A 24,524-nucleotide genomic window follows, 5' to 3' on the forward strand; every position below is an offset into this window, starting at 1 on the left:
CCGTGTCCGACTCAGGAGTGTCCGACCCGGCTCCGAACCCGCACGCCACCGAAGACGAGGTCAAGGCGGCCTACGCCGACCCGAAGCTCGCGAACGTCCTCTACCACGACTGGGAAGCCGGGACGTACGACGAGAAGTGGTCCATTTCCTACGACGAGCGCTGCATCTCGTACGCCACTGACGTGTTCAACGCGGTGGCGGGCGAGGACGGCCAGCCGTATCAGCACGCGATGGAACTGGGCAGCGGCACCGGGTTCTTCCTGCTGAACCTGATGCAGGGCGGCGTCGCGAAGAAGGGTTCGGTCACCGACCTGTCGCCGGGCATGGTGCAGGTCGCGCTGCGCAACGCCGAGGGCCTCGGGCTCGACGTCGACGGCCGGGTCGCCGACGCGGAGCGGATCCCGTACGACGACAACACGTTCGACCTCGTGGTCGGGCACGCGGTGCTGCACCACATCCCGGACGTGCGCCAGGCGTTCGGCGAGGTGCTGCGCGTGCTCAAGCCGGGCGGGCGGTTCGTGTTCGCCGGCGAGCCGACGAAAATCGGCGACCGCTACGCGCGCCGGCTCGGCCAGCTCACCTGGTACCTCACCACGAACCTCACCAAGCTGCCCGCGCTGAGCGGCTGGCGGCGTCCGCAGTCCGAATTGGACGAATCCTCGCGCGCGGCGGCGCTGGAGGCCGTGGTCGACATCCACACCTTCGACCCGTCGGAGCTGGAAGCGATGGCGCGCGGCGCCGGTGCGCAGGACGTCCGCGCGGTCACCGAGGAGTTCTCCGCGGCGCTGGCCGGCTGGCCGATCCGCACCTTCGAGGCCGCGGTGCCGCAGGAGAAGCTCACCGTGCGCTGGCGGCTGTTCGCCTACCACCTGTGGCTGCGACTGTCCGCTTTGGACAAGAAGGTGCTGTCGAAGGTGCTGCCGCGCGAGCTGTTCTACAACGTGATGATCACCGGGACCAAGCGGCCGTCCTGAATTGCCCTACAGTTTCACGCTCGACGACGTCGCCTTCCTGCGTTCCGGCGCGGGACGGGCGGCGCTCGCCGAGTGCTCCGCTTTGGACGGTTCGCGGATCGCGGACGTCACCGCGGCTCGTCGCCTGGTCGGCGAGCGGGCTGCCCCGGTACTGGAAACCGTTGCGCTGCGGCGCAAAGCAGTGCTGAAGCTGGCATCGTCGGCGGATTGGCTGTTCACCGGCGACGCCTTGCAGCAGGCGAGCGCGACGCCAGTGGCTCGGCATCGAGCTTCCCGGCTGGCCGGTCTCGCCGTGCACGACGTCACCTGCTCAGTCGGCGCGGATCTGGTTGAACTGTCTCGGGTCGCCTCGACGGCGCTCGGGTCCGATGTGGACCCGGTGCGACTGGAAATGGCTCAGCACAACGCTTCGATCGCCGGAGTTTCGCCGCTCGTCGCGCGCGCCGACGCCTTGCGTCCGGTTTCCCGCGACACCGCCGTGGTCGTCGACCCCGCCCGCCGCGACTCCGCTGGCCGCCGGGTGTGGCGTCCGGCCGACTTCTTGCCGCCGCTCGACGAACTCGTGGCCGCCTATCCCGGCCGGATCCTGTCGGTGAAATGCGCGCCCGGCATGGATTTCTCCATCGCGCCCTGGGCCGACGAGGTCGAACTCGTATCGCTCGACGGCCAAGTCCGCGAAGCCTGCCTGTGGCGAGGGCTTTCGTCCGGTGCCGGACGTCGAGCGACAGTGTTGCGTTCGGACGGTACACAGTGGACTGTCACGGACGCCGAGCCGGACGACATCCCTGTGCAGGACGCGGGGGAGTGGCTGATCGACCCAGACGGAGCGGTCGTGCGAGCCGGGCTCGTGCGCCATTACGCGGCGCGGCATGGCTTATGGCAGCTGGACGAGCGCATCGCCTACCTCACCGGTGCCACCCCGCCGCCTGGAGTGCGAGCGTTCCGGGTGCTCGAACAGCTGCCGTACCGCGAAAAGGCGCTCGGGCAGGCGTTGAAGAAGCTCGACGTCGGACGGCTGGAAATCCTCGTTCGCGGCCTCGACGTGGACCCGGACGCCTTGCGGCGCAAGCTGAAACCGCGCGGCAGCGAGGAGTCCACTGTGGTGCTGACGCGGATCGGCCGGTCGCCGGTGGCGTTCGTGTGCCGGGCCGAACGCATCCCAACGGAGGGTTTTCAAGCCGGGGAAGGCGGCGTAAGTTCGGCGGGTTGACGAATCATCACTGGAGGGTCGCTGTGTCTCGTTTTCCCGCTCTCGTCAAACTGGCCGCCGCCGCGGCCGTCGGCGCCACCGTCGCGGGCGGCGCGACCGCGCTCGCCGGGTCGGACGCCGTTACCGCCGCGCACGGCCGCGAACCGGCCAACATCGGCCAGGTGAAGAACGACGTGAAGGCGTACTACGGCGACTGGCTCGACGCGTCCGGCAAGCACCACTACTCCGAGACCAGCCGGTTCGTCACGGACACGAAGCGCGTGGTCGCCGACGCGAAGCGGTACCTGCAGCAGAAGCTGGGGAAGGTGAAGAACCCGGCGATCGTGCTCGACGTGGACGACACGTCCGAGGTCACCTACGGCTGGGAAGCAGACAACGACTTCGGCTTCGACCCGGTGAAGCAGCAGAAAGCCATCGACGACGGCACTTTCGAGGCCAACAAGCCGGTGCTGGAGCTGGCGAAGTGGGCCGCCGACCACGGCGTGGCGATCTACTTCCTGACCGGCCGCAACGACAAGCAGGGCCCGCAGTCGCTCAAGAACCTCGCCAACGAGGGCTACCCGACCCCGGCCGGCGCGTACTTCAAGCCGAAGACCACTCCGCCGGACTACCTGCCGTGCGGGCTGACCTGCAACACCGTGCAGTACAAGTCGGGCACCCGGGCGCACATCCAGTCGACCGGCGCGCACATCGTGCTCAACGTCGGCGACCAGTTCAGCGACCTCGAAGGCGGCTACGCCGATCACCCGGTGAAGCTGCCGAACCCGATGTACTACCTGCCCTGAGTCGCGTCCGCCGGAGTCAGCCCGGGTCCCGCGCCGGGCCCGGGCTGCTCCGTCTCCGTCAGCCGGAATACCCGGCGAAGATCTTCGAGAATTCGTACGGCTGCTGGGAAACGTTCGTGCACCGGTACAGCGGTCCGTTGCACGCGTTCGCGTCGCGCCCGAGTTCCCAGAACGACAGCATTCCCAAGTGGACACTCTGCGCGAAGCTCACCACCGCGCTGGCGTCCTTCTGGTAGAAGATCTCGTTCTGCGAATCGTTGACGCCCAGCATCGGCGTGAGCCCCACCTTCTGCCAAGCGTCCACATCGGACAGTCCGAGTGCCGATTTCAGTTGCGCCTGCGTGGATTGCGCCGCCTGGATCGCCTTGGCCCCTTGGTCGCCGGAACCCTGGTAGTAATCCATCGCCATCACGTTCACCAGGTCGAGATTGACGCCCGCGTCCCGCGCGGAGGTCACGACGTTCAGTCCGTCCGAGGTGAGCCCGGTCGGAAGCACCGGCAGCGTCAGGGAAATCTTGAGCCCGGGGTTGTCGTCCTGCACCTTTTTCAGTGCCTGCGAACGAAGGGTGATCGAACCGGGGTCGGCGACCGCCGCGCCCTCGATGTCGACGTCGATGTACTTGAGGTCGTAGGCCTTGATCACCGCCTCGTACTCGCCGACCAGCGAATTCACGTCACCGCACGCCTGGGCGAGCTCGACGCCGGACGCGCCGCCGAAGGAGACTTTCACGTCCCCGCCGGCCGCGCGGATCTTCGCGATTTCGTCGGACTGCCAACCCTGCCGAGGGTCGTAGGCCGCGAACCAGCTGGCCTTGCAGGCCGCTCCGGTGACGAAGCCGAGGGTGAAACTCTTGATGCCGCTCTGCTCGGACATCGAAGACAACACGGGCGACGGCCACGCGCCCATGTCCACATAGGGCGCGAGCGCGATCGACGAGCCGCTCGCCGCGGCGCTCGGCGGGACCGCCAGTCCGGTTACGGCCAGCAACCCGCCGAGCGCGGCCGCCAGTTTCCGGGGGGAGGGGAGACGCATAGGTGGAACCTCCACGGTGAGGACCGAGGGGCGGTAAACCCCTGTCCAAATGGTATAGACCAATAACCCCGTGGGGGCCATACGCCATTAGTAGGCCGCTCCGTCCCGCTGAGCGGGATTCAGTGTTCCGCGGCGAGCCGGTACGCCAAGTCGACCGCCAGCGCGGGATCCCCGTCGTGCACCCGCTCCCACCGCACCGGTTTCCCGCCCGGATTGTCGAACAGCCGCACGCCGGACCCGAGCATCACCGGCATGAGATGCACGAGGAATTCGTCGACAATCCCCAGCTCAACGCACTGCCGCGCGATGTCCTGGCTATGCAGTTCAAGATCTTTCCCGGCCGCCGCGGCGAGCCCGATTTCCACGGCCTCCCGGACGTCGCAATCGAGGAACGTGATCCCGTCCTCGGCCTGGGCGTCCTCCGGATGATGGGTGAGCACGAAAACCGGTCCGCTCCACGCTCCGCCGTACGGCTGCCGGGCGACCTGCCCGGGCACCCGGGCGGCAAGGGCGTCAAACCCCCGCCGCCCGCCCAAAATCGCCCCGACGCGCGCGATCGATTCCTCGTGCACGCCCGGCGTGACGCGCACGCCCGACATCCAGTCCATCGCGTGCCCGTCCGCGGCGACGAACCCGTCCAGCGACATCGCGACGTGCCACAACACCTTGCCCATCGATCCTCCTCGTGTGCTTGATACGAGGTAGACCGGCGGGGCGGCGAAAACTCATCGGTCCCCGAGATTGTCCGAGCAGATGGTCAACAGCTCCGCGAGCCGGCGCCGGTCGGGCTCCGGTATTCCGGCGAGCATCCGCTCCTCGACCTCGTCGACCGCCCGATGTGCTTCTTTCAACCGGGCCTCGCCGGACGCGGTGAGCCGCACCGGTCGCGCCCGTCCGGTCGACGCTTCCTCGGCGACCGCGACCAGCCCCGCCGTCTTCAGCCCGGTCAGCACATCCCGCAGCGACTGCCGCGTCACGAAACACTGCCGCGCCAGCTCGGCCGACGACACTCCGGGGTTCTCCGCCAGCGCCGTCAGCACCGCGTACTGCGCCATCGACAACCCGATCGGCCGCAGCAGCTCGTCGGACGCCTGCCGGAACGCCTGCTGCACCCGCTTCACGAGATACCCCGGCCGCCGTGTCACCTCTTGACTCATGACAGGAACCTTACACACAATGACGCTCGCCAGTCACGGTCAAGGAGGAGCCATGACGACCATCAGCACCGACGCCGACGTCGCCACCTTGGTGAACGTCTTCACCGTCGAGCCGGAGAAACAGCGAGCCTTGGTCGAGGTCCTGACGACGGCGACGGAGGAAGTCATGCGCCGCCGTCCCGGCTTCGTCTCCGCGAACATCCACGCGAGCACCGACGGCACCCGCGTGGTGAATTACGCGCAATGGGCCAGTGCCGAGGATTTCGAAGCCATGCTCGCCGACCCGCACTGCCGCGAGCACATGTCCGCCGCGGTGGCGTTGGCCATGAGCGACCCGCATCTGTACACAGTGGAGTCTGTGCACCACGCCTGATTGCGCATTCCGGAGCAGGCGTTTCCCGGAGCCCGCTTGCCCGGACGGCTCCGGTCCGGCCGAGCCAGGACCGGAGCCGTCACCGGTCACCCTTTCCGAGCCACCAGCACCGTGTCCCGGACCACCGTCTCCGCCCCGACCGCAGCACGCTCGCGCACCTCCGCGGTCACTGAAGCCCACGACTGATCCAGCGTCTCCGCGACTTCCTCGGCAGTGAACATCATGTCCGGCAGGTGCGGCCGCCCGGCGTGATGATCCGCCGGATCGTGGCCGACCACCAGCAGCGTCCCGCCCGGTGCCACCGCGTCCGCGAGCCGCGCGAACGCTGCCGTCCGGGCCGCCGACGGCACGTGCAGGAAATGCGTCGTCACCAGGTCGAACTTCGATTCCGGCAGCCATTCGGCCAGGTCCGCCGCGACCCACGTGATCCGGTCCGCGAGCCCGAGTTTCGCCGCCTGCGCGCGCCCGCGTTCGATGGCCGTGGTGGAGAAGTCGACCGCTGTCACGCGCCAGCCCTGCTGTGCGAGCCACAGCGCGTCGCCGCCCTCGCCGCAGCCCGCGTCGAGCGCGTGGCCCGGTTCCAGGTCGCGAGCCTCGGTCACGAGCTGATCGTTCGGCCGTCCGCTCCACATCTCGTCGCGCGAGCGATACCGCTCCTCCCAAGAAGCGCGGTCGAACGGCGGCGTGTCCGCGTGCCGCTCGTTGGCCCGTGCGACCTCCCGCTCCATCTCGTGCGAGAACGGCATTTCCCGCTGCCGCACGGCTTCCGCGGCCTCCTCCTCGACCAGTTCGCCGTTGATCGCCGCCCCGGCGGTCAGCCCCGCCGCGGCCGAAACCACGACCTGCGCCCGCATGTCCGTGACGTTCCCCGCCGCCCACAAACCGGGCACGGCCGTCCGTCCGGCCGCGTCCGCGGGAACCCGCGTGCCGATCACGAAACCGTTGAACTCCACCGGTTCCGGCACGATCCCGAGCGGCGCGAGAAAGTCCGCCCGCGTCCTGGCCGGCGCCGCGACCGCCAGCGCCTCGCGCGCCACGACCTCGCCGGATTCGAGCCGCACCCCGGTCAGCCGGTCGCCCTCGGTCTCGACCGCGGCGACCACGCCGTCCACGATCCGGATCCCGCGCGCCCGCAGCGGAGCCTCGTCGAAATCCCCGTGCGTGTGCCGGAAAACGACCACGTCGCCGGTCAGCTGCCGCCACATCAACGCCTGGTGCACGGTCATCGGACCGGTCGACAGCACGCCGACCGCCCGGTCCCGCACCTCCCAGCCGTGGCAGTACGGGCAATGCAGCACGTCCCGTCCCCACCGCGCGGCCAGCCCGGCGACCTCGGGCAGCTCGTCGACGAGCCCGGTCGCGACCAGCACCCGCCGTGCGCGCGTGCGCCGCCCGTCGGCCAGCGAGATCTCGAACCCGTTGTCCTGCTTGGCAATCGACGTCACGGTCTGCGAGACCACCTCGCCGCCGTACCCGGCCAGCTCCGCGCGGCCGAGCGAGAGCAGTTCGGCGGGCGGCGTGCTTTCGCGGCCAAGATAGTTGTGCACGTGCCCGGCCGGCGCGTTGCGCGGTTCGCCGGAGTCCACGACCAGCACCGACCGCCGGGACCGCGCGAGCGCCACCGCCCCGCTGAGCCCGGCCGCACCGCCGCCGACCACCACCACGTCGTACTTCTCGTCCACTGGATCCTCCTGTAGTCCCCGTGCCACGGACTATCCGGAGAACGCGCCGACTTGACAAAGTTCTTTGCCGAAGTGGCAAAATCGAACGGCATGAGCGAAGACGACCAGGACCTCGGCGAGGTCCTGCACGCGGTCGGCCCGAGGCTGCGCACCCTGCGCAAACAGCGCAACGCGACGCTGACCGGCCTCTCGGAGACGACCGGGATCTCGGTCAGCACCCTGTCGCGGCTCGAGTCCGGCCAGCGCAAACCGACCCTGGAACTGCTGCTCGCGCTGGCCCGCGCCTACCAGGTCCCGCTCGACGAACTGGTCGGCGCGCCCCCGCCCGGCGACCCGCGGCTGAACCCGAAGCCGTTCGTCCGGCACGGCCGGACCTACCTGCCGCTCACTCGCCGTCCGGGCGGCCTGCGCGCCTACAAGATGACCCTTCCGCCCGAGCGTTCCGCCGAACCCCCGGACCAGCGGGTCCACGAGGGGTACGAGTGGATGTACGTCCTTTCCGGACAGTTGCGGCTGCTGCTCGGCGAACACGACGTGATACTCCGGCCGGGCGAGGTCGCCGAGTTCGACACGCACGTTCCGCACTGGTTCGGCAACGCCGGCACGGAGCCCTGCGAGGTCCTGGCCCTCTTCGGTCCGCAAGGGGAACGCTTCCACGTCCGCGCCCGTCCTGCCTCTTGACGCATGCCCATATCGGCATATGATTGGCGCATGGCACGGGCAGCAACCACCGCGGACGTCTTCAACGCCGTCGCCGAACCGCGGCGCCGGGAGATCCTGGACGTTCTGGCCGAGGGCGAACGTCCGGTGAACGACCTCGTCCGCGTGCTGGGCCTGGGGCAGCCGCAGGTGTCGAAGCACTTGCGGGTGCTGCGCGAGGTCGGCGCGGTCGAAGTGCGAGACGAGGGCAGGCAACGGCTTTACCGGTTGAACGGCCGCGCCCTCAAACCGATTCACGACTGGGTGCGCCGGTATGAACGGTCCTGGGAGGAACGGTTCGAGTCGCTGGACGCCGTGCTGGAAGAAATGGGTTCGACGGAGGAGGAAAAGCCATGACCGACACGACGACCGGCACGGCGAAGGTGACGCTGCCCGCGGACGACCAGATCCTGATCACCCGGGATTTCGCCGCTCCGCGGCAGCACGTCTACCGCGCATGGACCACGCCGGAACTGGTGAAACGCTGGTGGGCGGGCAAGCGCGGCACGGTGACGTCCGTGGACATCGACCTGCGCGTCGGCGGCCAATGGCGTTACGTGCTGGTGGCGAACGGCAACTTCGAGGTCGCCTTCCACGGCGAATATCGCGAGATAGTCCCCGAGGAACGGCTGGTCCACACCGAGGTCTACGAAACGCCGGGAGCGTCCGACGTGGAGGCCCCCGTCGTCACGGTGACTTTCACTGAATCAGGCGACCGCACCACGGTGACGTTGCTGACCGAAACGCACACCAAGGAACTGCGCGACACCATTCTGGAATCCGGCATGGAAGTCGGGATGCAGGAGTCGATGGACGCGCTGGAGGAGGTCGCGGTTTCGCTGCGGTGAACCGGCCGGGCGGCCTGGTTCCGGTGATCCGGGCCGCCTTGCTTCAGCCGTACGAGTAGAACCCCTCGCCGGTTTTGATCCCGAGTTTCCCCGCGTCGACATACGTGCGCAGCAGGTCCCGCGGCCCGGTCGGGAGGTGCGGATTCTCGTCCGCGTAGTGGTTTTCGATGTCCAGCACGACGTCCAAGCCGACCTGGTCCATCATCTGGAACGGCCCGTACGGCAGATGCCAGTTGATTTTGAACATCCCGTCCACGTCCTCGGGCCGGGCGACGCCCTCCGCGACGACGGCCAGCGATTCCCGTTTGATCGCCGCCCACACGCGGTTGAAAATGAACCCGACGCTTTCCTTGCGCGCCTCGAACGGATGAATGCCGAATTCCGGCAGCACCCCGAGCAGCGTGTCGAGTACGGTCCGGCCGGTTTCGCCGTCGGACATGAGGTCCACCGCGTTCGCGGTCGGCGGCATGTAGAAGTGGATGTTGCACAGCCGCGATTTGTCGCGCACTTTCTCCGCCATCATCCGCGACGGATACGATGACGAGTTCGTCGCGAAAATGGTGTCGGCGGGCGCGGCTTCGTCGATTTGGCCCCACAGCGGGATTTTGATGTCCAGCCGCTCCGGCACCGCTTCCACGACGAGCCACGCGTCGCGCAACGCGTCCTCGATCGACGCCGCGTCCTCGACCCGGCCGACCTCGCCGCTGCCGCGTTTTTCGATCAGGACGGGCAATGTCTCCGCGACGTAGTCCGCGGCCGCCGCGACCTGCTCGGCGCTCGGATCGCTGATCCGCACCGTGCCGCCGCGCGAGGCGAACATCAGCGCGATGCGCCTGCCCAGCGTCCCGGCACCGAACACGGTGACCGGCCGGTCGCGGATCTGGTCGAATGTGTACGCGTACGGCATGACGGCTCACCTTTCGATCTTGCGCCCCAGAAGACCACCCGTTCTCCACCGCCGCAATTCCGCGTCCACGAGCGGGGGACCGGCTGCGTAGAATGCGGCGGTGGTCGAAGTTCGCGAGGTTCGCCGTCTCTGTTACGACTTCGCCCGTCGCACCGGCGGAACCTTGGCCGATTTCCGCGTCCCGTCGGGCACGCCGAACTTCTGGCAAGCCGTCATCGAGTACCCCGACCGCACGCTCTCGGTCGTCGCCGCGAACGACGCGCCGGTCGTCGCGCTCGCCCGCCCGCGGTCGTTCGACTTCGCGCCGGCTCGCGAATGGGGACCGCTCGAGTTCCTCGACGAGCCGGAACTGGCCGCGGTGCTGGCGGAAACGGAGCAGTTCCGGGTGCTCACGCCAGCCGATCTCGGACAGCCTTTCACCGCCGAAGACTGGCCGCACCTCACTCGGTCCGACATCGCGTACTGGAAACCAGCGACGGTCGGCGAGGCACTTTTCAATTATTGGGACTGACCTCCCGGATGCCGGTCAGCGGAAAGGTTCCGCCGCCGGACACCGTGACGGAGCCGGAGAACGCGTCCCCGTCGACCGCGCCGGTCACGCTCACCTCGAAACGCGCCGGGTCGGTCACCAGTGCCGTGAAGTCGACCTTCTGGCCGTCGACCGTTCCCGAAACGATGGGGACCGTGATCTTCAGCTGAGTGTCGAAAATGGACCCGGAAACCTTGGTGCCGTCGGTCGCGAGGTCGAGAAGGAGGTCTTTGCTTCCCGCCGGATGGGTGAACGTGATCTTCCACTTGCCGTCCGGACCGGTCTTCCCGCTGGCGGGCCGACTCTCCTGGTGCGGGGCGGCGACTGGCGCCGGAGGCTCGCCGAGCGCCGGTTGCCCGGCCTTCACCGGGACTCCCGCGGAATTCAGGAACCCCGCCATCATCCGGTAGTAGCCGACGAGGAACAGGATCTCGATGATCTCGGCGTTGTCGCGCGTCGCGGCGAGAGCGGCCCAGGTTTCGTCGGAGACAAAGACATTCGCGCACAGTTCATCGACGGCGCGCAGCACCGCGTCGTCCTCCGGAGCCCAGCTGGCGGCCGGATCGGAGAGGGCCGCGATCTCCGCCTCGGTCGCGCCGCCGCCAAGCGCGGCGGGTGCGTGATTGGCCCATTCGTACGGCGCGTCGCATCGAAGCGCGACGCGAAGGATCGCCAGTTCGCGGATCCGCGGATGCAGTTTCCCTTGGCCCAGCAGGTAACCGCCCAACGCGCCGGACGCCTGCATCAGTTCCGGCGCGCGGGCGAGAACCTGGATCACGGTGTCCGCGCCGAGTTTCGCCAGCTTTTGCTGTTCGGGAGCCAGCTCGTCGAGTTCGAGCGGCGGGATGCGGGGAGTCGTCGCGTGCGGCATGTTCAGTTTCCTTCCGCGGGCAGGCGGTCGAGTGCCGCCTGCGCTTCGTCGAGGCTGAGGAGCGGATGCGAGTAGATGTCGATCAGTGCGCGGGCGAGCAGGTTGTCGCCCGCCGGACTGAGGATGTCGACGCCGGCCGCGCGGGAAATATGCTGGTGCAGCACGGTGATCGACAACGCCATCGCGGTGCCGATCGCGGCGCGCACCTTGGGCTCGACCGTCGGCGGATCCGTCCGTTGCCGATCAGCGGCGACGAGCCGGCGCGTGCCCAGCTCGACCATTTCGTCGAACAACGGCGCGACGCCGCCTTCGACCAGCGCCCGGATGAGGTAGTCCCGGTACGGCCCGACGGCGATCCGCGCCGCCGCAACGGGATTCGCGGTGCCGCTGGCCGACAGGTCCTCCGGCACCTGGGCGTCGAGCTGGCGGAGGAGCTTGGTCAGGTGTTCGTCGCACGCCTCGCGAAGTGCCTGTTTGGACCCGAAATGGTGCCGCACCAAGCCCAAGGACACCCCGGCTTCGGCCGCGATGCCCCGGATCGTGGCGCGCTCGAAGCCGTGCTCGCCGAAATGCCGCATTGCCGCGTCGCGGATGCGGGCGCGGGCGGTCAGGTCACCGGGATCGGTCATGACGCCGTCGCTATACGCATGAACAATAGACTATACCCACGTATAGCCCGCGCGCCAGAGTGAAGCGCGCGAGAACGTCGTTGTCCCCGCGCTGGCGCTGGTCAGAACTGCTTTTCGCCGCCGTCGACGTAGATGTTCGCGCCGAGGATGAAGCTGCTCTGCTCGGACGCGAGGAACACCACGGCGTCAGCGACCTCGCGCGGCGTGCCCATCCGGCCGAGCGGAACCCGCGCCGCGAAACTCGCCCGCGCCTCGTCGACCTTGTCCGCGCCGACCGCCTTCTCCAGCACTGGCGTGTCGATGGTGCCGGGCGAAATCACGTTGACCCGGATGCCGCGGCCCTTCAGTTCGTTGGCCCAAGTCCGGGCGTAAGACCGGATCGCGGCCTTGGACGCGGAGTACGTTCCGAACGCCTCGAGCCCGTCATCCGCCCGGACCGACGAAGTCAGGATCACCGACGCCCCTTTGTTGAGCAGCGGCAACGCTTTCTGCACGGTGAACAGCGTGCCGCGGACGTTGGTGCCGAAAACCTGGTCGAAATGCTCCGCGGTGGTTTCCTCCAGACTGGCGAAGGAACCGGCGGCCGCGTTGGCGAAAACGATGTCGAGCCCCTTGCCGCGAGCGCGAACCGCGTCGTAGAGCCGATCCAGGTCGGCCGGATCGGCGATGTCACCCGCGACCGCGGTGACCGAACCGATGGTCTTGGCGGCCGGGATGTCGTCTGTCGCTGTGGTGGCCGAGTCGATGGTCTTGGCGGCCGGGACTTCGTCTGTTGCCGCGGTGGCCGAACCGATGGTCTGGGCTGCCGCGATATCGCCCGTCACCGTGGCGGCGAACGGATGGTCTTGGCGGCCGGGATGTCGTCTGTCACTGCGGTGGCCGAACCGATGGTCTGGGCTGCCGCGATGTCGTCCGCGACCGCGGTGACCGAACCGATGTTCTTGGCGGCCGCGTCCAGCGCGTCCCGGTTCCGGCCGGTGATGAAGACGTGCGCCCCCTCGGCGACGAGCCGCTCGGCCGCGGCCAGGCCGATCCCGCTGCTGCCGCCGGTGACCACTGCCGTCTTGCCCTCGAGCTGTCCCATGTGCTGACCTCCGGATAATTCGGTACCGATCGGTACTGAATCCGACCGTAGCACTTCCGGACCGATCGGTACCGAAGAGGTACGCTGGCGAAGTGACCAGTCCGGACAAGGCCCACATCGGCCGCCCGCGCGGCTTCGACGCCGACGAGGCTCTGCGGCGCGCCATGCTCGTGTTCTGGGAGCAGGGTTACGAAGGGGCCAGCCTGGCCGATCTGACCGGGGCCATGGGTATCACGAAGACCAGCATGTACGCGGCTTTCGGCAACAAAGAGCAGCTGTTCCGCAAGGCCTTGGCGCTCTACGACGAAGGCCCCGCCTCATACGGCCCACGGGCTTGGGCCGAGCCGACCGCCGCGAAGGTGGCCGCCGCGATCCTCAACGGCGCCGTCCGAGCGACAACCGATCCCGACTGCCCGCCCGGATGCCTGGGTGTCCAAGGCTCATTGGCGGCTGGCGAACTTGGCCATCCGGCCCGCGAATTGCTCGTTGAGTGGCGAAACGCCGCGCGCCGAGCACTCGAGAAGCGCTTCCAGCGCGCCATCGAGGAACACGATTTGCCCCCAGACGCCGACGCGGCACGGCTCGCCCGCTACATCATGACGGTCGCCTTCGGCATCGCCGTCGAAGCGGCCAGTGGCGCAACGCGGGAAGAGCTGCAAGAAGTCGCCGACACAGCCCTGTCCAACTGGCCTGCCCTTCAGCGCTTGCAATAAAGATTGACCGCGATGGTCATCCGCGCGCGAAACTCGTCGCGGTCCTTCGCGTCGTACTTGATCCCGATCGAGGTACTGATCAATGTCCCGGCGACGTCGGCAGGGGAGCGCCCACCGATCGCTTCGGTGACCAGCGCACGAAACCGCTTCGGATACTCAACGGCCATGCTGCCGAGCAAGTCGGGATTCGAGTCGATGAGCACACCGATCTCCGCGGCCATCGGCCCGACGTAACGACCGGCCCAGCAGTCGAACGCCTCGATCAGCCGCTCGCGCAACGGTCGCCGCGAATCGGCGAGAGCGAGCCGAGCTGCCTCGATGCTCCCCTCGAGCGAATGCTGCACGGCGGCGCGAAACAACTCCGGCTTGGACGAGAAGTAGAAGTACAGCCCAGGCCGCGAAATGTCCGCCGCCTTCGCGACGTCGTCCATCGACGCTTTGCGGTAGCCGTAGCGCGCGAACACCTCCAAGGCCGAGTCCAGTACCTGCGTACGCCGATCGCTGCCCATAGACACACTATACAAACAAAGTCCACTGCGTATAGTCGCGAGTGTGCCTCCCCTCTCCCTGATCCGCACGGCCTTCACCGCCACCAGCACCGCCGATGCCGTCGTCGCAGGCCAAAACCTCGCCGACGTCCACGCGATCGTCACCGGCGCCACGTCCGGCCTCGGCCGAGAAACAGCCCGCGCACTAGCCTCCGCCGGCGCGGACGTCACCCTGGCCGTCCGCAACCCCGCCCTGGGCGCGAGTGTCGCCGCCGACATCACCGCGACGACCGGCAACCATGCCGTCCGCGCCACCCACCTCGACCTGGCAGACCTAGCCACCGTCACCCGCTTCACCAACAGCTGGGACGGCCCGCTCCACCTGCTGATCAACAATGCCGGCGTCATGCTTCCGACCCTGGCCCGCACTCCGCAGGGTTGGGAATCGCAGTTCGCGACCAATCACCTAGGCCATTTCGCGCTGGCACTGGGCCTGCACGACGCCCTGGCCGCAGGCGCGAACCAGCGAGGAACGACCCGGATCGTCGCGCTGACCTCCGGCGCGCACATGTACTCACCCGTTGTCTTCGATGACCTCCACTTTACCCACCGCGCCTACGACCCCCAACTGGCTTACGGGCAATCGAAAACGGCCAACTCGCTGTTCGCCGTGGAAGCAACCCGCCGATGGGCAGCTGACGGAATCGTCGCCAACGCCGTCAACCCCGGCGGAGTTTCTACTGGCCTGCAACGAGATTTCACTCCAGAAATGAAGGACCACCTAGTCCGGCTGGAAGCCGCCGGAGTCTTCACGTACAAGACTGTCGAACAAGGCGCAGCCACCACTCTCGTCGCCGCGACCGCCCCAGAATTCGCCCATAATGGTGGCCATTACCTGGACGACTGCAACGAAGCCGCGACCGTCCCCGACGACGCCGCGTTGGCCGACAACAGCCACGCCGTCAAACGCTGGGCCCGCGACCCCGCTGCCGCCAGTCTGTTGTGGGAGGTCTCCCTGAACCTGATCCGCCAACACTGACCCCCACTGGGTGCCACTGTCCGCCCCCGTCGCGCGGCTCCGCCCAACGTGATGCCCTTCCTTGGCGAGCGTCGGCGGGGCGAACTGCCGAGCCGTAATCCCGGATCGTTCGGCCTCCGCCCGCACCCGCACAACGCGCGGGGCGCCCTGTCCCCCTCGCCGAATGGCGCTATCCCGCCGCGTCGCGCGACTCCTCCCACCGTGGTGCCGTTCCAGCCGCGAGCATCGACGAGCGGGCCGCCGTTCCGGATCGGACAGCCTTCGACCGCAGCCGCACGACGTCTCCGACCACGGCCTCACGACGTGTGAGGCCGGCCAGTTCCCCGCTGGATGGCGGTGTCCCGCCGCGTCGTGCGGCTGTTGCCACCGTGGTGTCATTCCCGTCGCGGCCATCGGCGGGGCGGACTGCCGGGCCACCGTCCTGGGTTGGTCAGCCTCCAGCCGACGCGTGGGGTGGGCCGTCCCCCTTGCTGGATGGCGCTATCCCGTCGCATCGCGGCTGCTTCCAGGGTGGTGCCGTTCCCGCCGCGAGCATCGACGGGCGGGCCGCCGTTCCGGGTTGGTCAGCCTCCAGTCGCACGACGCGTGGGGTGGGCCGTCGCTGCGCTGGATGGCATTGCCCGGCCGCATCAGGCGGTCGGCGCGCCCGTTTCCAGCGTGGTGCCGCTGCCGCGGCGAGCGTCGACGGTCGCGCTGCCAGACAGTAATCCCGGGTTGGTCTCCGACCGCAGCCGCACCAGCGTGGGGGCGATCCCCGCGCTGGACATCCCAACACAGTCACCGCAAAGCAGGTTATTTGTTGCCCCAGGGCGTTTCTCTGAGCCACCCGCCCGAGATCCGCTAGATTTCCCGCCGTGGACACGACAGGCGGGGTCGCGGATCTGTGGTTGTCATTGCGAGTAGCGGACACCATGGACCACAGCTCGGAGCGGACCGCGCTGCTCGCCGACGCAGTGCGAAGGGCCGACCGGCTGCGAGAACCGCAGGCCGCGTTCCGGTCCCGTCGAATGCTCGCCGACGCCTGCCGCCGCGACGGCCGCTGGGACCGGGTGCGCGACCTGGTCCACGAATGCCTCGACGCGTACGACCAGCGCCAGTGGCAGTTCGACCGCGACGACGAGGCCGAGCTGCTCGGCTGGTCCGCCTGGTGGGCCGAGTGCATGGTCGACTTCCCCGACCTCAGTCTCGAGGAAATCCATGCCGCCCTGCAGGGAGTCGCGCGCCGCTGCGCCGCAGCCGACTTGCCGCAGCACGAGGTCTACGCAGCACAGCGCGGAGTAGCCGCCCACCTCGGCGACTGGCCGACTGCCGACGACGCCCACCTGCGCTGGGTCGCCACCGCGCCGACCGGACAAGACGACCGGTGGCTGGACGTCACGACGATCGAGCACCATCTGTGCAAGGGAGAATCGTCGCGCGCCCGCCATCTCGCGGCCGCGATGCTGGAAAACCCCGCGTCCCTCGAAGATCCGCTCACGTTCGTCCGCTGCCTCATGCTCCTGCCGCTGGCCCGCGGAGGCGAGTGGGATTTGGCGGCCCTGACCTTCCGCCGAATCCGGCGCGCCACGTCCGGCGAATTCCTTTCTCCGGAACAACTCGGCTGGATCATTGAATTTTGCGCACTGACCGGCAACGCACTCGCCGGCATCGACTGGCTGGCTCCCATGGCAGGCTTCGAAACCCGGCAACGCCCCTTCGCCACCATGGAATTCGCGGCCGCGGTGGCAGTACTAGCCCGAGAACTGGTACGCGCCGGCCGCGGCGACACCGTGCTGGATCTGGGCCCAGAAGATCCCAACACCGTCCCTCTGCACGTGCTCGCCCGCCGAACGCGCCGCCTCGCGCTGGACTTGGCCGACCAGTTCGACCGCCGCAACGGCAACACTTTCCAGGGCGATCGGATCCGCGCCCGCCTCGCCGCCGAACCGCTCACCGACTTCCTGCCGATCGACCCGACCAGCCGCCCACCGCTGAACCTGCTGCCGCCACCCGGACTGTCCGATGAGGACCTTCTCGCCCGCGCAGAATGGCACGACCTGCGCTGCGAGCCCGACGAAGCACGCGCCTGCCTGACAGTCGTCTCCGATGACCTCCCACCACACCTCCACGCACGCCTTATCGAGCTGCGCGCGAAGTTCTTCCAAAGCGACGAAACCGAACCAGCCCTGCGCCAAGCCATCGACGTCTACTACCAGCACGGCGACTACCCGCGCGCCCTGCTAACCGAATGCTGGCTCGGCCTATGGACAGCCCACACTGGCCGCCCCGCGAAGCACTGACGAATGCCGTCGCCGCAGTAGAACAATTGCGCCACTCCGGCGACGACACCAGTTGCGCCTGGGGCGAGTACTGGCTGGCCTATCTCCTTGCCAGCCAAGGCGAACACGCCGACGCACTAGCCGCCCTGGCCGGCGGCCAACAACACGCCGAGGCCGCCGCAGACCACTTGGCCCGAGGCACGCTCTTGATCCTCGACGCCACGCTACGCCCGTCACTGGCCACCGCGACGGCCGCGCTGGACGCCCTCATTACTGCGCGCGCACCGGAAAAAGCGCTGGAAGCACTACAACAACTCGCACACCATGATGGCTATCTGGAGGTCCTCGACACCATTCTATCCGCTCCGCCCCCAGAAATGCCCCGCCTGATCGGGCGAATGCGCTACCTCCGCGCCTGCTCCCAGCCAGACCTAGCGCACACCGTCGACGACTTCACCGAAGCCATCGGCCAAGCCGCCCTGCGCGGCGAGGACACCGCCGAACAATGGCAGCAGCTGGCCCAAGCCAATCACGCCGCTGGCCGCTACGAAGACGCCGTCGACGCCAGCCAACGCGCCACCGAACGCCTCGACCCGCGAAGCGACGCCCACGACCAAGCCGCCTACCTGCGCGCAGACAGCTATCGCCACCTAGGCGACCACCGCGCTGCCCTCCGCGAATACCGCCGCCTAGCCGACGGCGACGGCGCACTAGCCGCCCAAGCCTTCGTCGCTGGCACGGATCTGCTGGAACAACTAGGCATCACCGACTGGCCGAGCTAACCCCTTTCGGGCACCTGCCGCTCGTATCCTCAGATCTCGCCGCTTCCGCGAACTTCCGACTCAACAACTCCTGACAGGCACATCAACAAACGCAGGATCCGCCGCAGGACAAGCTAGCCAACGCCCTCGCTCCGCCTGCTTCCCATGTCCCACGCTCGGTCCGCGGCACATCCCGCCACCCGCCAGATCCCGAGCACCCAGCTTTCGCCACTAAACGGCGAAAGCGTCCTCCGCGTGAGCACTCCACCAATCGGTTCAGCTTGACCGCGCAGGTCAGGCCGTCGGCCGCCCCGCGCCCGCGTAATCGTCGCCCGGCTTCCGATACGGATGAACCTGCACCGCCTGCCCAGTCTGCGGCGCGTCGATCATCTGCTGATTCCCGATATACAGCCCCACATGATGGATCTTCGAAGCCGGCTCACCGTAGAAGATCAAATCACCCAACTGAGGTTCGCTCACATGGGCAACGCTGCGGAACTGCGTGTCCGCCGTCCGCATCAGCTTGACATCAGCGCTCGCATAGGCGGCAGTCGTCAGACCGGAACAGTCGAACCCGGGATCGGCGTCGCGAGTGCCATTGCCGCCCCAGACATACGGCAGCCCAATCTGATCGATCGCGAAGTCGACCGCAGTAAGCACCGCAGGATTGGGCGGCTGATCACTCTGCCCGACCGTGCCGTAAACGTTGGTCGTCGCAAGCGTCCGATGCAAGACGACCGGCGCCGGCTCCAACGTCGCGACGCCGTTCCACCAGTCAGTCGCCAGATCGCGGCCATTCGCGCAGAGCGCACGCCCAGCCGTCAGCGCCGAGTCGTCGATGTTCTGAATATCCGGCTTGCCGCCGGACGCACTGCGCTGAAACTTGCCCCACACCGCTGGGGAGAGCTGCAACGGCCCGGCAGCCCCCGGGGTCGAGACTGGTCGGTGATAGAAGTCGAAAACCTCCACCGTCCCCAGCGGTTTCGCGAGAGTCCCGTTTTCCCCGACTCGATTACCCTGCGCCCGCCCATGATCGCTGGCGATCTTCCCGATCGCCGCGAGTGTGATCCAAGACAGGTGACAGTCAGGCTGCTCCTTGCTGAGCGTGACAGTCGCCTGCGCGTACCCGTTCATCGCCCGCAACGGAATGTCCAGCCACTGACTAGTCCGCGACGCCCAAGCCCCAAACTCCCCAGCCCGCGGCACCCCAGCCTGAGTCGGCACGACCGACGTCGGCGCAGCGGACGGAACCGTCCCCGAAGCACTCGGAGTCAACGTGGCCGTCGCCGCGACATTCCCAGAATTCGCCTCGCCGCTGCCGCCGCCCGGCAAAACCCGCACCGCGACGACCAACGCCGCAACGACCACGACGACCGCCGCCAACGTCACCAAGGCCCGCCGATTCCGCGCGAGAAACCTCCGCCCCGCAGAACGCGCGCCCCCGCCGTCCTCCAACGCCCGAGACCCGTCGCCACTAACCGGCGACTCGCTGGTCAAGCCCGCGGAGCTGCCACCCGCTGGCGAAGCCGCACCCACGTCAGCTGTTTCGCCATTCAACGGCGACACCCTGGTCGACCCAGGATTTTCGCCCCCGGCCGACGAAACATCGGCCACCCCAGAAACATCGCCGCTCAGCGGCGACGCAGCAGCCACCTCAGCGGCGCCACCGCCCCGCGGCGACCCCTCAGCCCGCCCAGAACTTTCGCCACTCAGCGGCGACTCCCTGGTCACCCCAGGTTTTTCGCCACCCACCGACGCCGCTTCATCAACAGACACACGCAAGCCAACCGATTCGCCGCTCACCGGCGACGCCCCGTCCGTGACCGAAGCACGGGAACCAACCGATTCGCCACTGGCCGGTGACTTCCCACCCTCGTCCGAACTGCCCGCGCCAACCGGTTCGCCGCTCATCGGCGACGCCTCACTCCCAGCCGAACCACCGGCACTGACTGATTCGCCGCACGACGGCGATGCTCCATCCGCGGCCGAATCACGCGAGTCGACCAATTGGCCACTGACTGGCGACGTCCCGCCCTCATCCGAACTACCGGTGTCGACTGTTTCGCCGTTCAGCGGCGATGCTCCGCCCGTGGCCGAGTTGCTGGTACCGATCGATTCGCCGCTGACTGGCGAGTCTTCGCCGGTGATCGAGCCACTGTCGCCGACCGGCTGGCCGTTCACCGGCGACATTCCGCCTCCAGCCGAACTACCGTTGGCGATCGTTTCGCCGACGACCGGCGAGGCGTCGCCCGGAGCCGTGCCACCGTCGCCGACCGATTCGCCGTTCGCGGGCGACGCCGCATCCGCGGCCGAACCACCGTTGCCGATCGTTTCGCCGCTGACCGGCGAGGCCTCGTCCGCAGCCGAGCCACCGTCGCGAACCGTTTCGCCGCTGACCGGCGAGACCTCGCCCGTAGCCGAGCCACCGTCGCCGACCGATTCGCCATCCACCGGCGAAACTCCACCCTCAGCCGAACCACGCGAGCGAACCGATTCGCCACTCACCGGCAACGAACCCGACCCGCCAGGCCCCACACCGCTCTCACCCGCCGCCGAACCAGACGCGACCTGCGATTCGCCATTCAGCGGCGATCTCCCGGCCCCGTCCATCACCGGCCCCCGGCGAGTCTCGACAGCACGAACTCGCGCAGCACATCCAGCTCCGTATCCACCGCCACCTCGATCGGCCGTCCGGTGGACCTGGTGGGAACCGCCCGCCGGTCGACGATCGTCATGCCGCGCGTCGGGCCGACGCCGGAGTCGATGTCGACCGGGTAGGTCTCCGTGCGGAGGATGCCCGGGCGGATCGCCTCGGCGACGGCCACCGCGTCGTGCATGACGATGCCTTCGTAGCCGAGAACCTGGCGGTAATGCGCGAGATAGTCCGGAGTGAACGAGTCCAGCGCCTGCCCGATCGGTCCGGACGCGGCGAGTTTCGCCAGCCACGCGCTGTCCACCGCGCACCGGTGAGTGAGATCGAGGGGGACCATCACGCACGGAACGTCGTCCTCGGCGATCACGCGCCGTGCCGCGTCCGGGTCGGCCCAGATGTTGAATTCAGCGACGGCGGTCGAGTTGCCGAGGTTGATCGCGCCGCCCATCAGGACGATCCGCGCGATCTTCGAACGCACCCCAGGGTGGGCCGCGAGCAGGGCGGCGATATTCGTGAGCGGACCGATCGGCGCGATGGTCACCGGTTCGTCCGAGGCTTCGAGCAGCGAGACCATCAGGCTGACCGCGTCGGAATCCTCGAGCGGGCGGGTGGCGTCGGGCAGCGACGCGGCGTGCCCGGAGAGTCCGTCCAAGCCGTGGACCGTGCTCGCCCGGTGCGCCTCGCGGTAGAGGAGTGGCCGAGAGGCGCCCGCGGCGACCGGCACGTCCGGGCGGTCGCACAGTTGCAGCAGCCGGCGCGCGTTCGAAGTCGTCGTGGTCAGCGGTACGTTGCCGAAGACAGTCGTCACGGCCAGCAGGTCGACGTCCGCCGACCTCGCGGCCAGTGCGATCGCGAAAGCGTCATCGACGCCGGGGTCGGTGTCGATGATCAGCTTGGTGCCCATCCTGCTCCCCTTGCCTGTGGCCGACCGTCGCCCACAGGTTACGGTCAACGGCATGACGTCGATGTGGGGTGCGCCCGCGTTGTCGCGCGTGCGCGCCTGGCGGCGGGCCCGGCGGGACCCGCACCAGGCGAAGTTCCTGACGGCCGACTCGCTGCGCTGGATCCTGCGCAATCGCGCGTACACGCCGTGGTACCTCGTTCGCTACTACCGGCTGCTCAAGTTCCGCATCGCGAACCCGCACATCATCCTGCGCGGCATGCTGTTCCTCGGCAAGAACGTCGAGATCCACTGCCGTCCGGGATACGGCCGGATGGAAATCGGCCGCTGGGTGCACATCGGCGACGGCAACGCGATCCGCTGTCACGAGGGGTCCCTTCGCATCGGCGACAAGTCGGTGTTCGGGCGGCAGAACGTGATCAACTGCTACCTCGACATCGAGCTCGGCGCCGCCACGCTCGTCGCCGACTGGGTGTACATCTGCGACTTCGACCACGTGACCGCGGACATCCACGTGCCGATCAAGGACCAGGGCATCGTCAAGTCGCCGGTCCGGATCGGCCCGGACACGTGGCTCGGCACGAAGGTCAGCGTCCTCAAGGGCACTCGCGTCGGGCGCGGCAGCGTGCTCGGCGCGCACGCGGTGGTGCGCGGTGACATCCCGGACTACTCGATCGCGGTCGGTTCACCGGCCCGAGTGGTCCGAAACCGCGAGGACGACTACGCCGCGGATGCGGCCCGGCGCGAGGCTGTCGCCGACATGGCGCGCAAGGCGAACAAGGCGCTGCAGAAGACGCTCGGCGACAGCTGACTCCGACCCGGCCGCGCGTCCAGTTCCGTGGCGAAAATGGGCTGACAGCGTCGATAACCTCGCCTCATGAGCGAAGCCCTCGACCGACACGTCGCCGCCTTCAACAACCGGGATCTCCAAGCTCTCCTCGACGGCTTCACCGAGGACGCGGTCTGGATCACCGGCAGCAGCGTCGTGCGCGGACGCGACGAACTCACCGAGCTGTTCAGCGGTGCCATGGAACAACTTCTCCCGACGTTGAAGGTCGAGAACGTTCTCGCGGACGGTGACCAGGTCGCCGCCCAATTGACCGAGCGGCTCACCCATAACGGCGAGGACCACGTTTTCGCCATCGCGGGCTTCTACCGGCTGTCCGGAGACCGCATCAAGTCGGCGAAGATCTACCGCGAGGGCAGCGCGGAACTCGACTGAACGCTGTTGCCGTTTTTTGGCGAATCTCGCTGACCTGCGAAGATGCGGGCCTGTGAAGCTCGATTGCCGCTCGAAGGCAGAGAACGAACTGCCTGAACGCCCTCCACCCGACGCAGCGGGGGAGGCGGATCCCACCTCGACTTTGCCGCTACGCAGTCGATGAAGATGTCTTCACTGAGGTGTACTCGGCGTGATCAGCACGGTCACAAGCGAGCGAACTGTTCAGTGTGGTGGGAGTCGAGCAACCGGGCGAAAGCTTCTCGGCCGGGAACGCCGAGACCACCTTCGTGCCGGGCACCCGTAGCTCGTGCCAGGCGCATGCCTCCATTAGCAAACCTCGCCAAGCCGCGGCTGCGCGCGCGAGTCAGACCGCCGCGCCGAGAGAAGCCCGAACTCAGCGGCACCTCAGAGCAGGAAGTGGAACAACGGACTCCCCGGCTCCACCCGCTCCACCTGCAGCGGGCTCTTCTCCAACCGAGCCAGCAGCCCAGGCAGGTCGGCACGCCGCGGGATTTCGACGCCGATCAGCGCCGGGCCGATCTCCCGGTTGTTGCGCTTCACGTACTCGAACCGCGTGATGTCGTCTTCAGGCCCGAGGATTTCGTCGAGGAATCGCCGGAGCGCGCCGGGTTCCTGCGGGAAGCTGACGAGGAAGTAGTGCTTCAGCCCCTCGTGCATTAGCGAGCGTTCGAGGATTTCGCTGTACCGGCTGACGTCGTTGTTGCCGCCGGACACGATGCACACCACCGTCTGTCCGGGCTCGACCTGCACGCTCGTTCCGAGCGAGGCGGCCGCGAGCGCACCCGCGGGTTCGGCGATGATGCCGTCCGATTGGTACATCGACAGCATTTCCGTGCACACCGCGCCCTCGTCGACGGACGTCAGTTCCGCGCCGCTGTCCCGGATCAACGGGAACGTCACCTGGCCGGCCTCGCGCACCGCGGCACCGTCCACGAACGGATCGACCGCGTCGATCCGCACCGGTTCGCCCGCTTCGAGGGCCGCCGCCATGCACATCGCGCCTGCCGGTTCGACGCCGACGACCCGGATGTCCGGATGCCGCTCGCGAACCCAGGTCGCGATCCCGGCCAGCAAGCCACCGCCGCCGACCGGTACCACCAGGACGTCCGGCACGAAGCAGAGCTGCGAAACCACTTCGAGCGCGACAGTGCCCTGACCGGCAACAGTGCGGACGTCGTCGAACGCCGGCACGAGCGTCGCGCCAGTGCGATGGGCGTCGTCTTTAGCCGCGGCGAAGGCGTCTTCGTAAGTCTCGCCGACAACTATGACCTCGATGTGCGCGCCACCGAGCGCCGCGATGCGTTCACGCTTCTGCCGAGGCGTCGTGCCCGGCACGTACACGCGACCGTTCGCCCCTAAACGGCGACACGCGTACGCGACGCCTTGTGCGTGGTTGCCCGCGCTCGCACATACGACGCCGCGCGCCCGCGTCTCCGCGTCGAGCTGCACGATGAAGTTGTACGCGCCGCGGATCTTGTACGAGCGGACCGTCTGCTGGTCTTCGCGCTTAAGCCAGACGCGCGCGTCCACGCGGGACGAGAGACGCGCATTGGGCTCGAGGGGCGTGCGTGTGACCACGCCCGCGAGCCGTTCGGCGGCCTGCTCGACCAGTTCTGCGTTCACCGTGTCGATGTCGTGCACTCGGGTGAATGTACTTCGCACCCGGTGAACACGTCCGGGGCACTCA

Annotated in this window: 27 protein-coding genes and 1 pseudogene; 14 read left to right on the forward strand and 14 right to left on the reverse strand. The window is 68.1% G+C overall.

Annotation, left to right across the window (positions count from 1 at the left end):
* The first annotated feature begins 2 nt into the window (after positions 1–2).
* Genes SSMG_RS06385 through SSMG_RS06395 form a run of 3 tightly spaced genes read left to right on the forward strand, consistent with a single transcriptional unit; the run spans position 3 to position 2,969 of the window.
* On the forward strand, positions 3–974 hold the full coding sequence (locus SSMG_RS06385) for a class I SAM-dependent methyltransferase (protein ID WP_009073918.1): 972 nt from the start codon (positions 3–5) through the stop codon (positions 972–974).
* Between the two features lies 1 nt (position 975).
* Positions 976–2,184 carry a hypothetical protein gene (locus tag SSMG_RS06390; RefSeq protein WP_009073919.1) on the forward strand — a complete coding sequence of 403 codons (1,209 nt, stop codon included), beginning with the start codon at positions 976–978 and terminating at the stop codon, positions 2,182–2,184.
* A gap of 23 nt (positions 2,185–2,207) precedes the next feature.
* Positions 2,208–2,969 (forward strand): HAD family acid phosphatase, encoded by a 762-nt coding sequence (locus SSMG_RS06395; protein WP_009073920.1) that lies wholly within the window; start codon positions 2,208–2,210, stop codon positions 2,967–2,969.
* A gap of 58 nt (positions 2,970–3,027) precedes the next feature.
* Here the strand turns inward: SSMG_RS06395 and SSMG_RS06400 are convergent, their stop codons facing one another.
* From SSMG_RS06400 to SSMG_RS06410, 3 genes are all read right to left on the reverse strand, one after another.
* Entirely contained in the window at positions 3,028–4,002 is a 975-nt protein-coding gene (locus SSMG_RS06400; RefSeq protein WP_037712778.1) for a chitinase, read from the reverse strand.
* Between the two features lie 119 nt (positions 4,003–4,121).
* Positions 4,122–4,676 (reverse strand): dihydrofolate reductase family protein, encoded by a 555-nt coding sequence (locus SSMG_RS06405; protein WP_009073922.1) that lies wholly within the window; start codon positions 4,674–4,676, stop codon positions 4,122–4,124.
* 51 nt (positions 4,677–4,727) lie between these two features.
* Entirely contained in the window at positions 4,728–5,159 is a 432-nt protein-coding gene (locus tag SSMG_RS06410; RefSeq protein ID WP_009073923.1) for a MarR family winged helix-turn-helix transcriptional regulator, read from the reverse strand.
* Positions 5,160–5,211: 52 nt separating this feature from the next.
* Between SSMG_RS06410 and SSMG_RS06415 the strand changes: the two genes are divergently transcribed.
* Complete coding sequence (locus SSMG_RS06415) at positions 5,212–5,532, forward strand: putative quinol monooxygenase (protein ID WP_009073924.1); 321 nt, start codon at positions 5,212–5,214, stop codon at positions 5,530–5,532.
* 86 nt (positions 5,533–5,618) lie between these two features.
* Here the strand turns inward: SSMG_RS06415 and SSMG_RS06420 are convergent, their stop codons facing one another.
* Entirely contained in the window at positions 5,619–7,214 is a 1,596-nt protein-coding gene (locus SSMG_RS06420) for a bifunctional NAD(P)/FAD-dependent oxidoreductase/class I SAM-dependent methyltransferase (RefSeq protein WP_009073925.1), read from the reverse strand.
* 90 nt (positions 7,215–7,304) lie between these two features.
* Between SSMG_RS06420 and SSMG_RS06425 the strand changes: the two genes are divergently transcribed.
* The 3 genes from SSMG_RS06425 to SSMG_RS06435 are packed head-to-tail and all read left to right on the forward strand — an operon-like array spanning position 7,305 to position 8,761.
* Complete coding sequence (locus tag SSMG_RS06425) at positions 7,305–7,895, forward strand: helix-turn-helix domain-containing protein (RefSeq protein WP_037712782.1); 591 nt, start codon at positions 7,305–7,307, stop codon at positions 7,893–7,895.
* 30 nt (positions 7,896–7,925) lie between these two features.
* Positions 7,926–8,270 (forward strand): helix-turn-helix transcriptional regulator, encoded by a 345-nt coding sequence (locus tag SSMG_RS06430; RefSeq protein WP_009073927.1) that lies wholly within the window; start codon positions 7,926–7,928, stop codon positions 8,268–8,270.
* Positions 8,267–8,761 carry an SRPBCC family protein gene (locus SSMG_RS06435; protein WP_009073928.1) on the forward strand — a complete coding sequence of 165 codons (495 nt, stop codon included), beginning with the start codon at positions 8,267–8,269 and terminating at the stop codon, positions 8,759–8,761. Before SSMG_RS06430 ends, SSMG_RS06435 begins: the two co-directional genes overlap by 4 nt.
* Before the next feature lie 43 nt (positions 8,762–8,804).
* Here the strand turns inward: SSMG_RS06435 and SSMG_RS06440 are convergent, their stop codons facing one another.
* Complete coding sequence (locus SSMG_RS06440; protein WP_009073929.1) at positions 8,805–9,668, reverse strand: 3-hydroxyacyl-CoA dehydrogenase family protein; 864 nt, start codon at positions 9,666–9,668, stop codon at positions 8,805–8,807.
* Between the two features lie 100 nt (positions 9,669–9,768).
* Between SSMG_RS06440 and SSMG_RS06445 the strand changes: the two genes are divergently transcribed.
* Positions 9,769–10,179, forward strand: a complete 411-nt coding sequence (locus SSMG_RS06445; RefSeq protein ID WP_009073930.1) for a hypothetical protein — start codon at positions 9,769–9,771, stop codon at positions 10,177–10,179.
* On the opposite strand, the gene SSMG_RS06450 is transcribed toward SSMG_RS06445, so the two are convergent.
* The 4 genes and pseudogenes from SSMG_RS06450 to SSMG_RS45995 all read right to left on the reverse strand — a co-directional run.
* Complete coding sequence (locus SSMG_RS06450; RefSeq protein WP_009073932.1) at positions 10,163–11,068, reverse strand: carboxymuconolactone decarboxylase family protein; 906 nt, start codon at positions 11,066–11,068, stop codon at positions 10,163–10,165. The two genes, SSMG_RS06445 and SSMG_RS06450, sit on opposite strands and share 17 nt — an antisense overlap.
* Positions 11,069–11,070: 2 nt before the next feature.
* Positions 11,071–11,697: a TetR/AcrR family transcriptional regulator gene (locus SSMG_RS06455; protein ID WP_009073934.1), complete on the reverse strand. Its 627-nt coding sequence runs from the start codon at positions 11,695–11,697 to the stop codon at positions 11,071–11,073.
* 101 nt (positions 11,698–11,798) lie between these two features.
* Positions 11,799–12,521 (reverse strand): SDR family NAD(P)-dependent oxidoreductase, encoded by a 723-nt coding sequence (locus SSMG_RS06460; protein ID WP_009073936.1) that lies wholly within the window; start codon positions 12,519–12,521, stop codon positions 11,799–11,801.
* 71 nt (positions 12,522–12,592) lie between these two features.
* Positions 12,593–12,781, reverse strand: a pseudogene (locus SSMG_RS45995) (SDR family NAD(P)-dependent oxidoreductase); the annotation flags it as partial.
* Between the two features lie 92 nt (positions 12,782–12,873).
* Here SSMG_RS45995 and SSMG_RS06470 point away from each other — a divergent pair.
* On the forward strand, positions 12,874–13,494 hold the full coding sequence (locus SSMG_RS06470) for a TetR/AcrR family transcriptional regulator (RefSeq protein WP_009073939.1): 621 nt from the start codon (positions 12,874–12,876) through the stop codon (positions 13,492–13,494).
* On the opposite strand, the gene SSMG_RS06475 is transcribed toward SSMG_RS06470, so the two are convergent.
* Positions 13,479–14,003, reverse strand: coding sequence for a TetR/AcrR family transcriptional regulator (locus SSMG_RS06475; RefSeq protein WP_009073940.1), 525 nt, complete (start codon positions 14,001–14,003; stop codon positions 13,479–13,481). The two genes, SSMG_RS06470 and SSMG_RS06475, sit on opposite strands and share 16 nt — an antisense overlap.
* A 43-nt stretch (positions 14,004–14,046) precedes the next feature.
* Between SSMG_RS06475 and SSMG_RS06480 the strand changes: the two genes are divergently transcribed.
* A complete protein-coding gene (locus SSMG_RS06480; RefSeq protein WP_037712789.1) occupies positions 14,047–15,021 on the forward strand; it encodes an SDR family NAD(P)-dependent oxidoreductase in 975 nt (324 codons plus the stop codon).
* Between the two features lie 629 nt (positions 15,022–15,650).
* Here the strand turns inward: SSMG_RS06480 and SSMG_RS45255 are convergent.
* Positions 15,651–15,788: a hypothetical protein gene (locus SSMG_RS45255; protein ID WP_158687996.1), complete on the reverse strand. Its 138-nt coding sequence runs from the start codon at positions 15,786–15,788 to the stop codon at positions 15,651–15,653.
* A gap of 87 nt (positions 15,789–15,875) precedes the next feature.
* On the opposite strand from SSMG_RS45255, the gene SSMG_RS42260 reads away from it, so the two are divergent.
* The gene (locus SSMG_RS42260; RefSeq protein ID WP_009073942.1) at positions 15,876–17,300 is read left to right on the forward strand and encodes a hypothetical protein; all 1,425 of its coding nucleotides are present in this window, start codon (positions 15,876–15,878) and stop codon (positions 17,298–17,300) included.
* Positions 17,264–18,061, forward strand: a complete 798-nt coding sequence (locus tag SSMG_RS42265; protein ID WP_158687997.1) for a hypothetical protein — start codon at positions 17,264–17,266, stop codon at positions 18,059–18,061. Before SSMG_RS42260 ends, SSMG_RS42265 begins: the two co-directional genes overlap by 37 nt.
* Positions 18,062–18,334: 273 nt before the next feature.
* On the opposite strand, the gene SSMG_RS46000 is transcribed toward SSMG_RS42265, so the two are convergent.
* On the reverse strand, positions 18,335–20,491 hold the full coding sequence (locus SSMG_RS46000) for an NlpC/P60 family protein (protein ID WP_199785820.1): 2,157 nt from the start codon (positions 20,489–20,491) through the stop codon (positions 18,335–18,337).
* A gap of 158 nt (positions 20,492–20,649) precedes the next feature.
* A complete protein-coding gene (locus SSMG_RS06495; RefSeq protein ID WP_009073945.1) occupies positions 20,650–21,597 on the reverse strand; it encodes a nucleoside hydrolase in 948 nt (315 codons plus the stop codon).
* Between the two features lie 52 nt (positions 21,598–21,649).
* On the opposite strand from SSMG_RS06495, the gene SSMG_RS06500 reads away from it, so the two are divergent.
* Both SSMG_RS06500 and SSMG_RS06505 read left to right on the forward strand, forming a co-directional pair.
* The gene (locus SSMG_RS06500) at positions 21,650–22,405 is read left to right on the forward strand and encodes an acyltransferase (RefSeq protein ID WP_037712791.1); all 756 of its coding nucleotides are present in this window, start codon (positions 21,650–21,652) and stop codon (positions 22,403–22,405) included.
* Between the two features lie 66 nt (positions 22,406–22,471).
* Positions 22,472–22,816: a nuclear transport factor 2 family protein gene (locus SSMG_RS06505; protein ID WP_009073947.1), complete on the forward strand. Its 345-nt coding sequence runs from the start codon at positions 22,472–22,474 to the stop codon at positions 22,814–22,816.
* A gap of 405 nt (positions 22,817–23,221) precedes the next feature.
* Here the strand turns inward: SSMG_RS06505 and ilvA are convergent, their stop codons facing one another.
* Positions 23,222–24,478 carry a threonine ammonia-lyase IlvA gene (gene ilvA, locus SSMG_RS06510; RefSeq protein WP_037712792.1) on the reverse strand — a complete coding sequence of 419 codons (1,257 nt, stop codon included), beginning with the start codon at positions 24,476–24,478 and terminating at the stop codon, positions 23,222–23,224.
* Between the last annotated feature and the right edge of the window lie 46 nt (positions 24,479–24,524).

It is taken from the genome of Streptomyces sp. AA4 (assembly GCF_000158875.1).
Taxonomy (GTDB): domain Bacteria; phylum Actinomycetota; class Actinomycetes; order Mycobacteriales; family Pseudonocardiaceae; genus Amycolatopsis.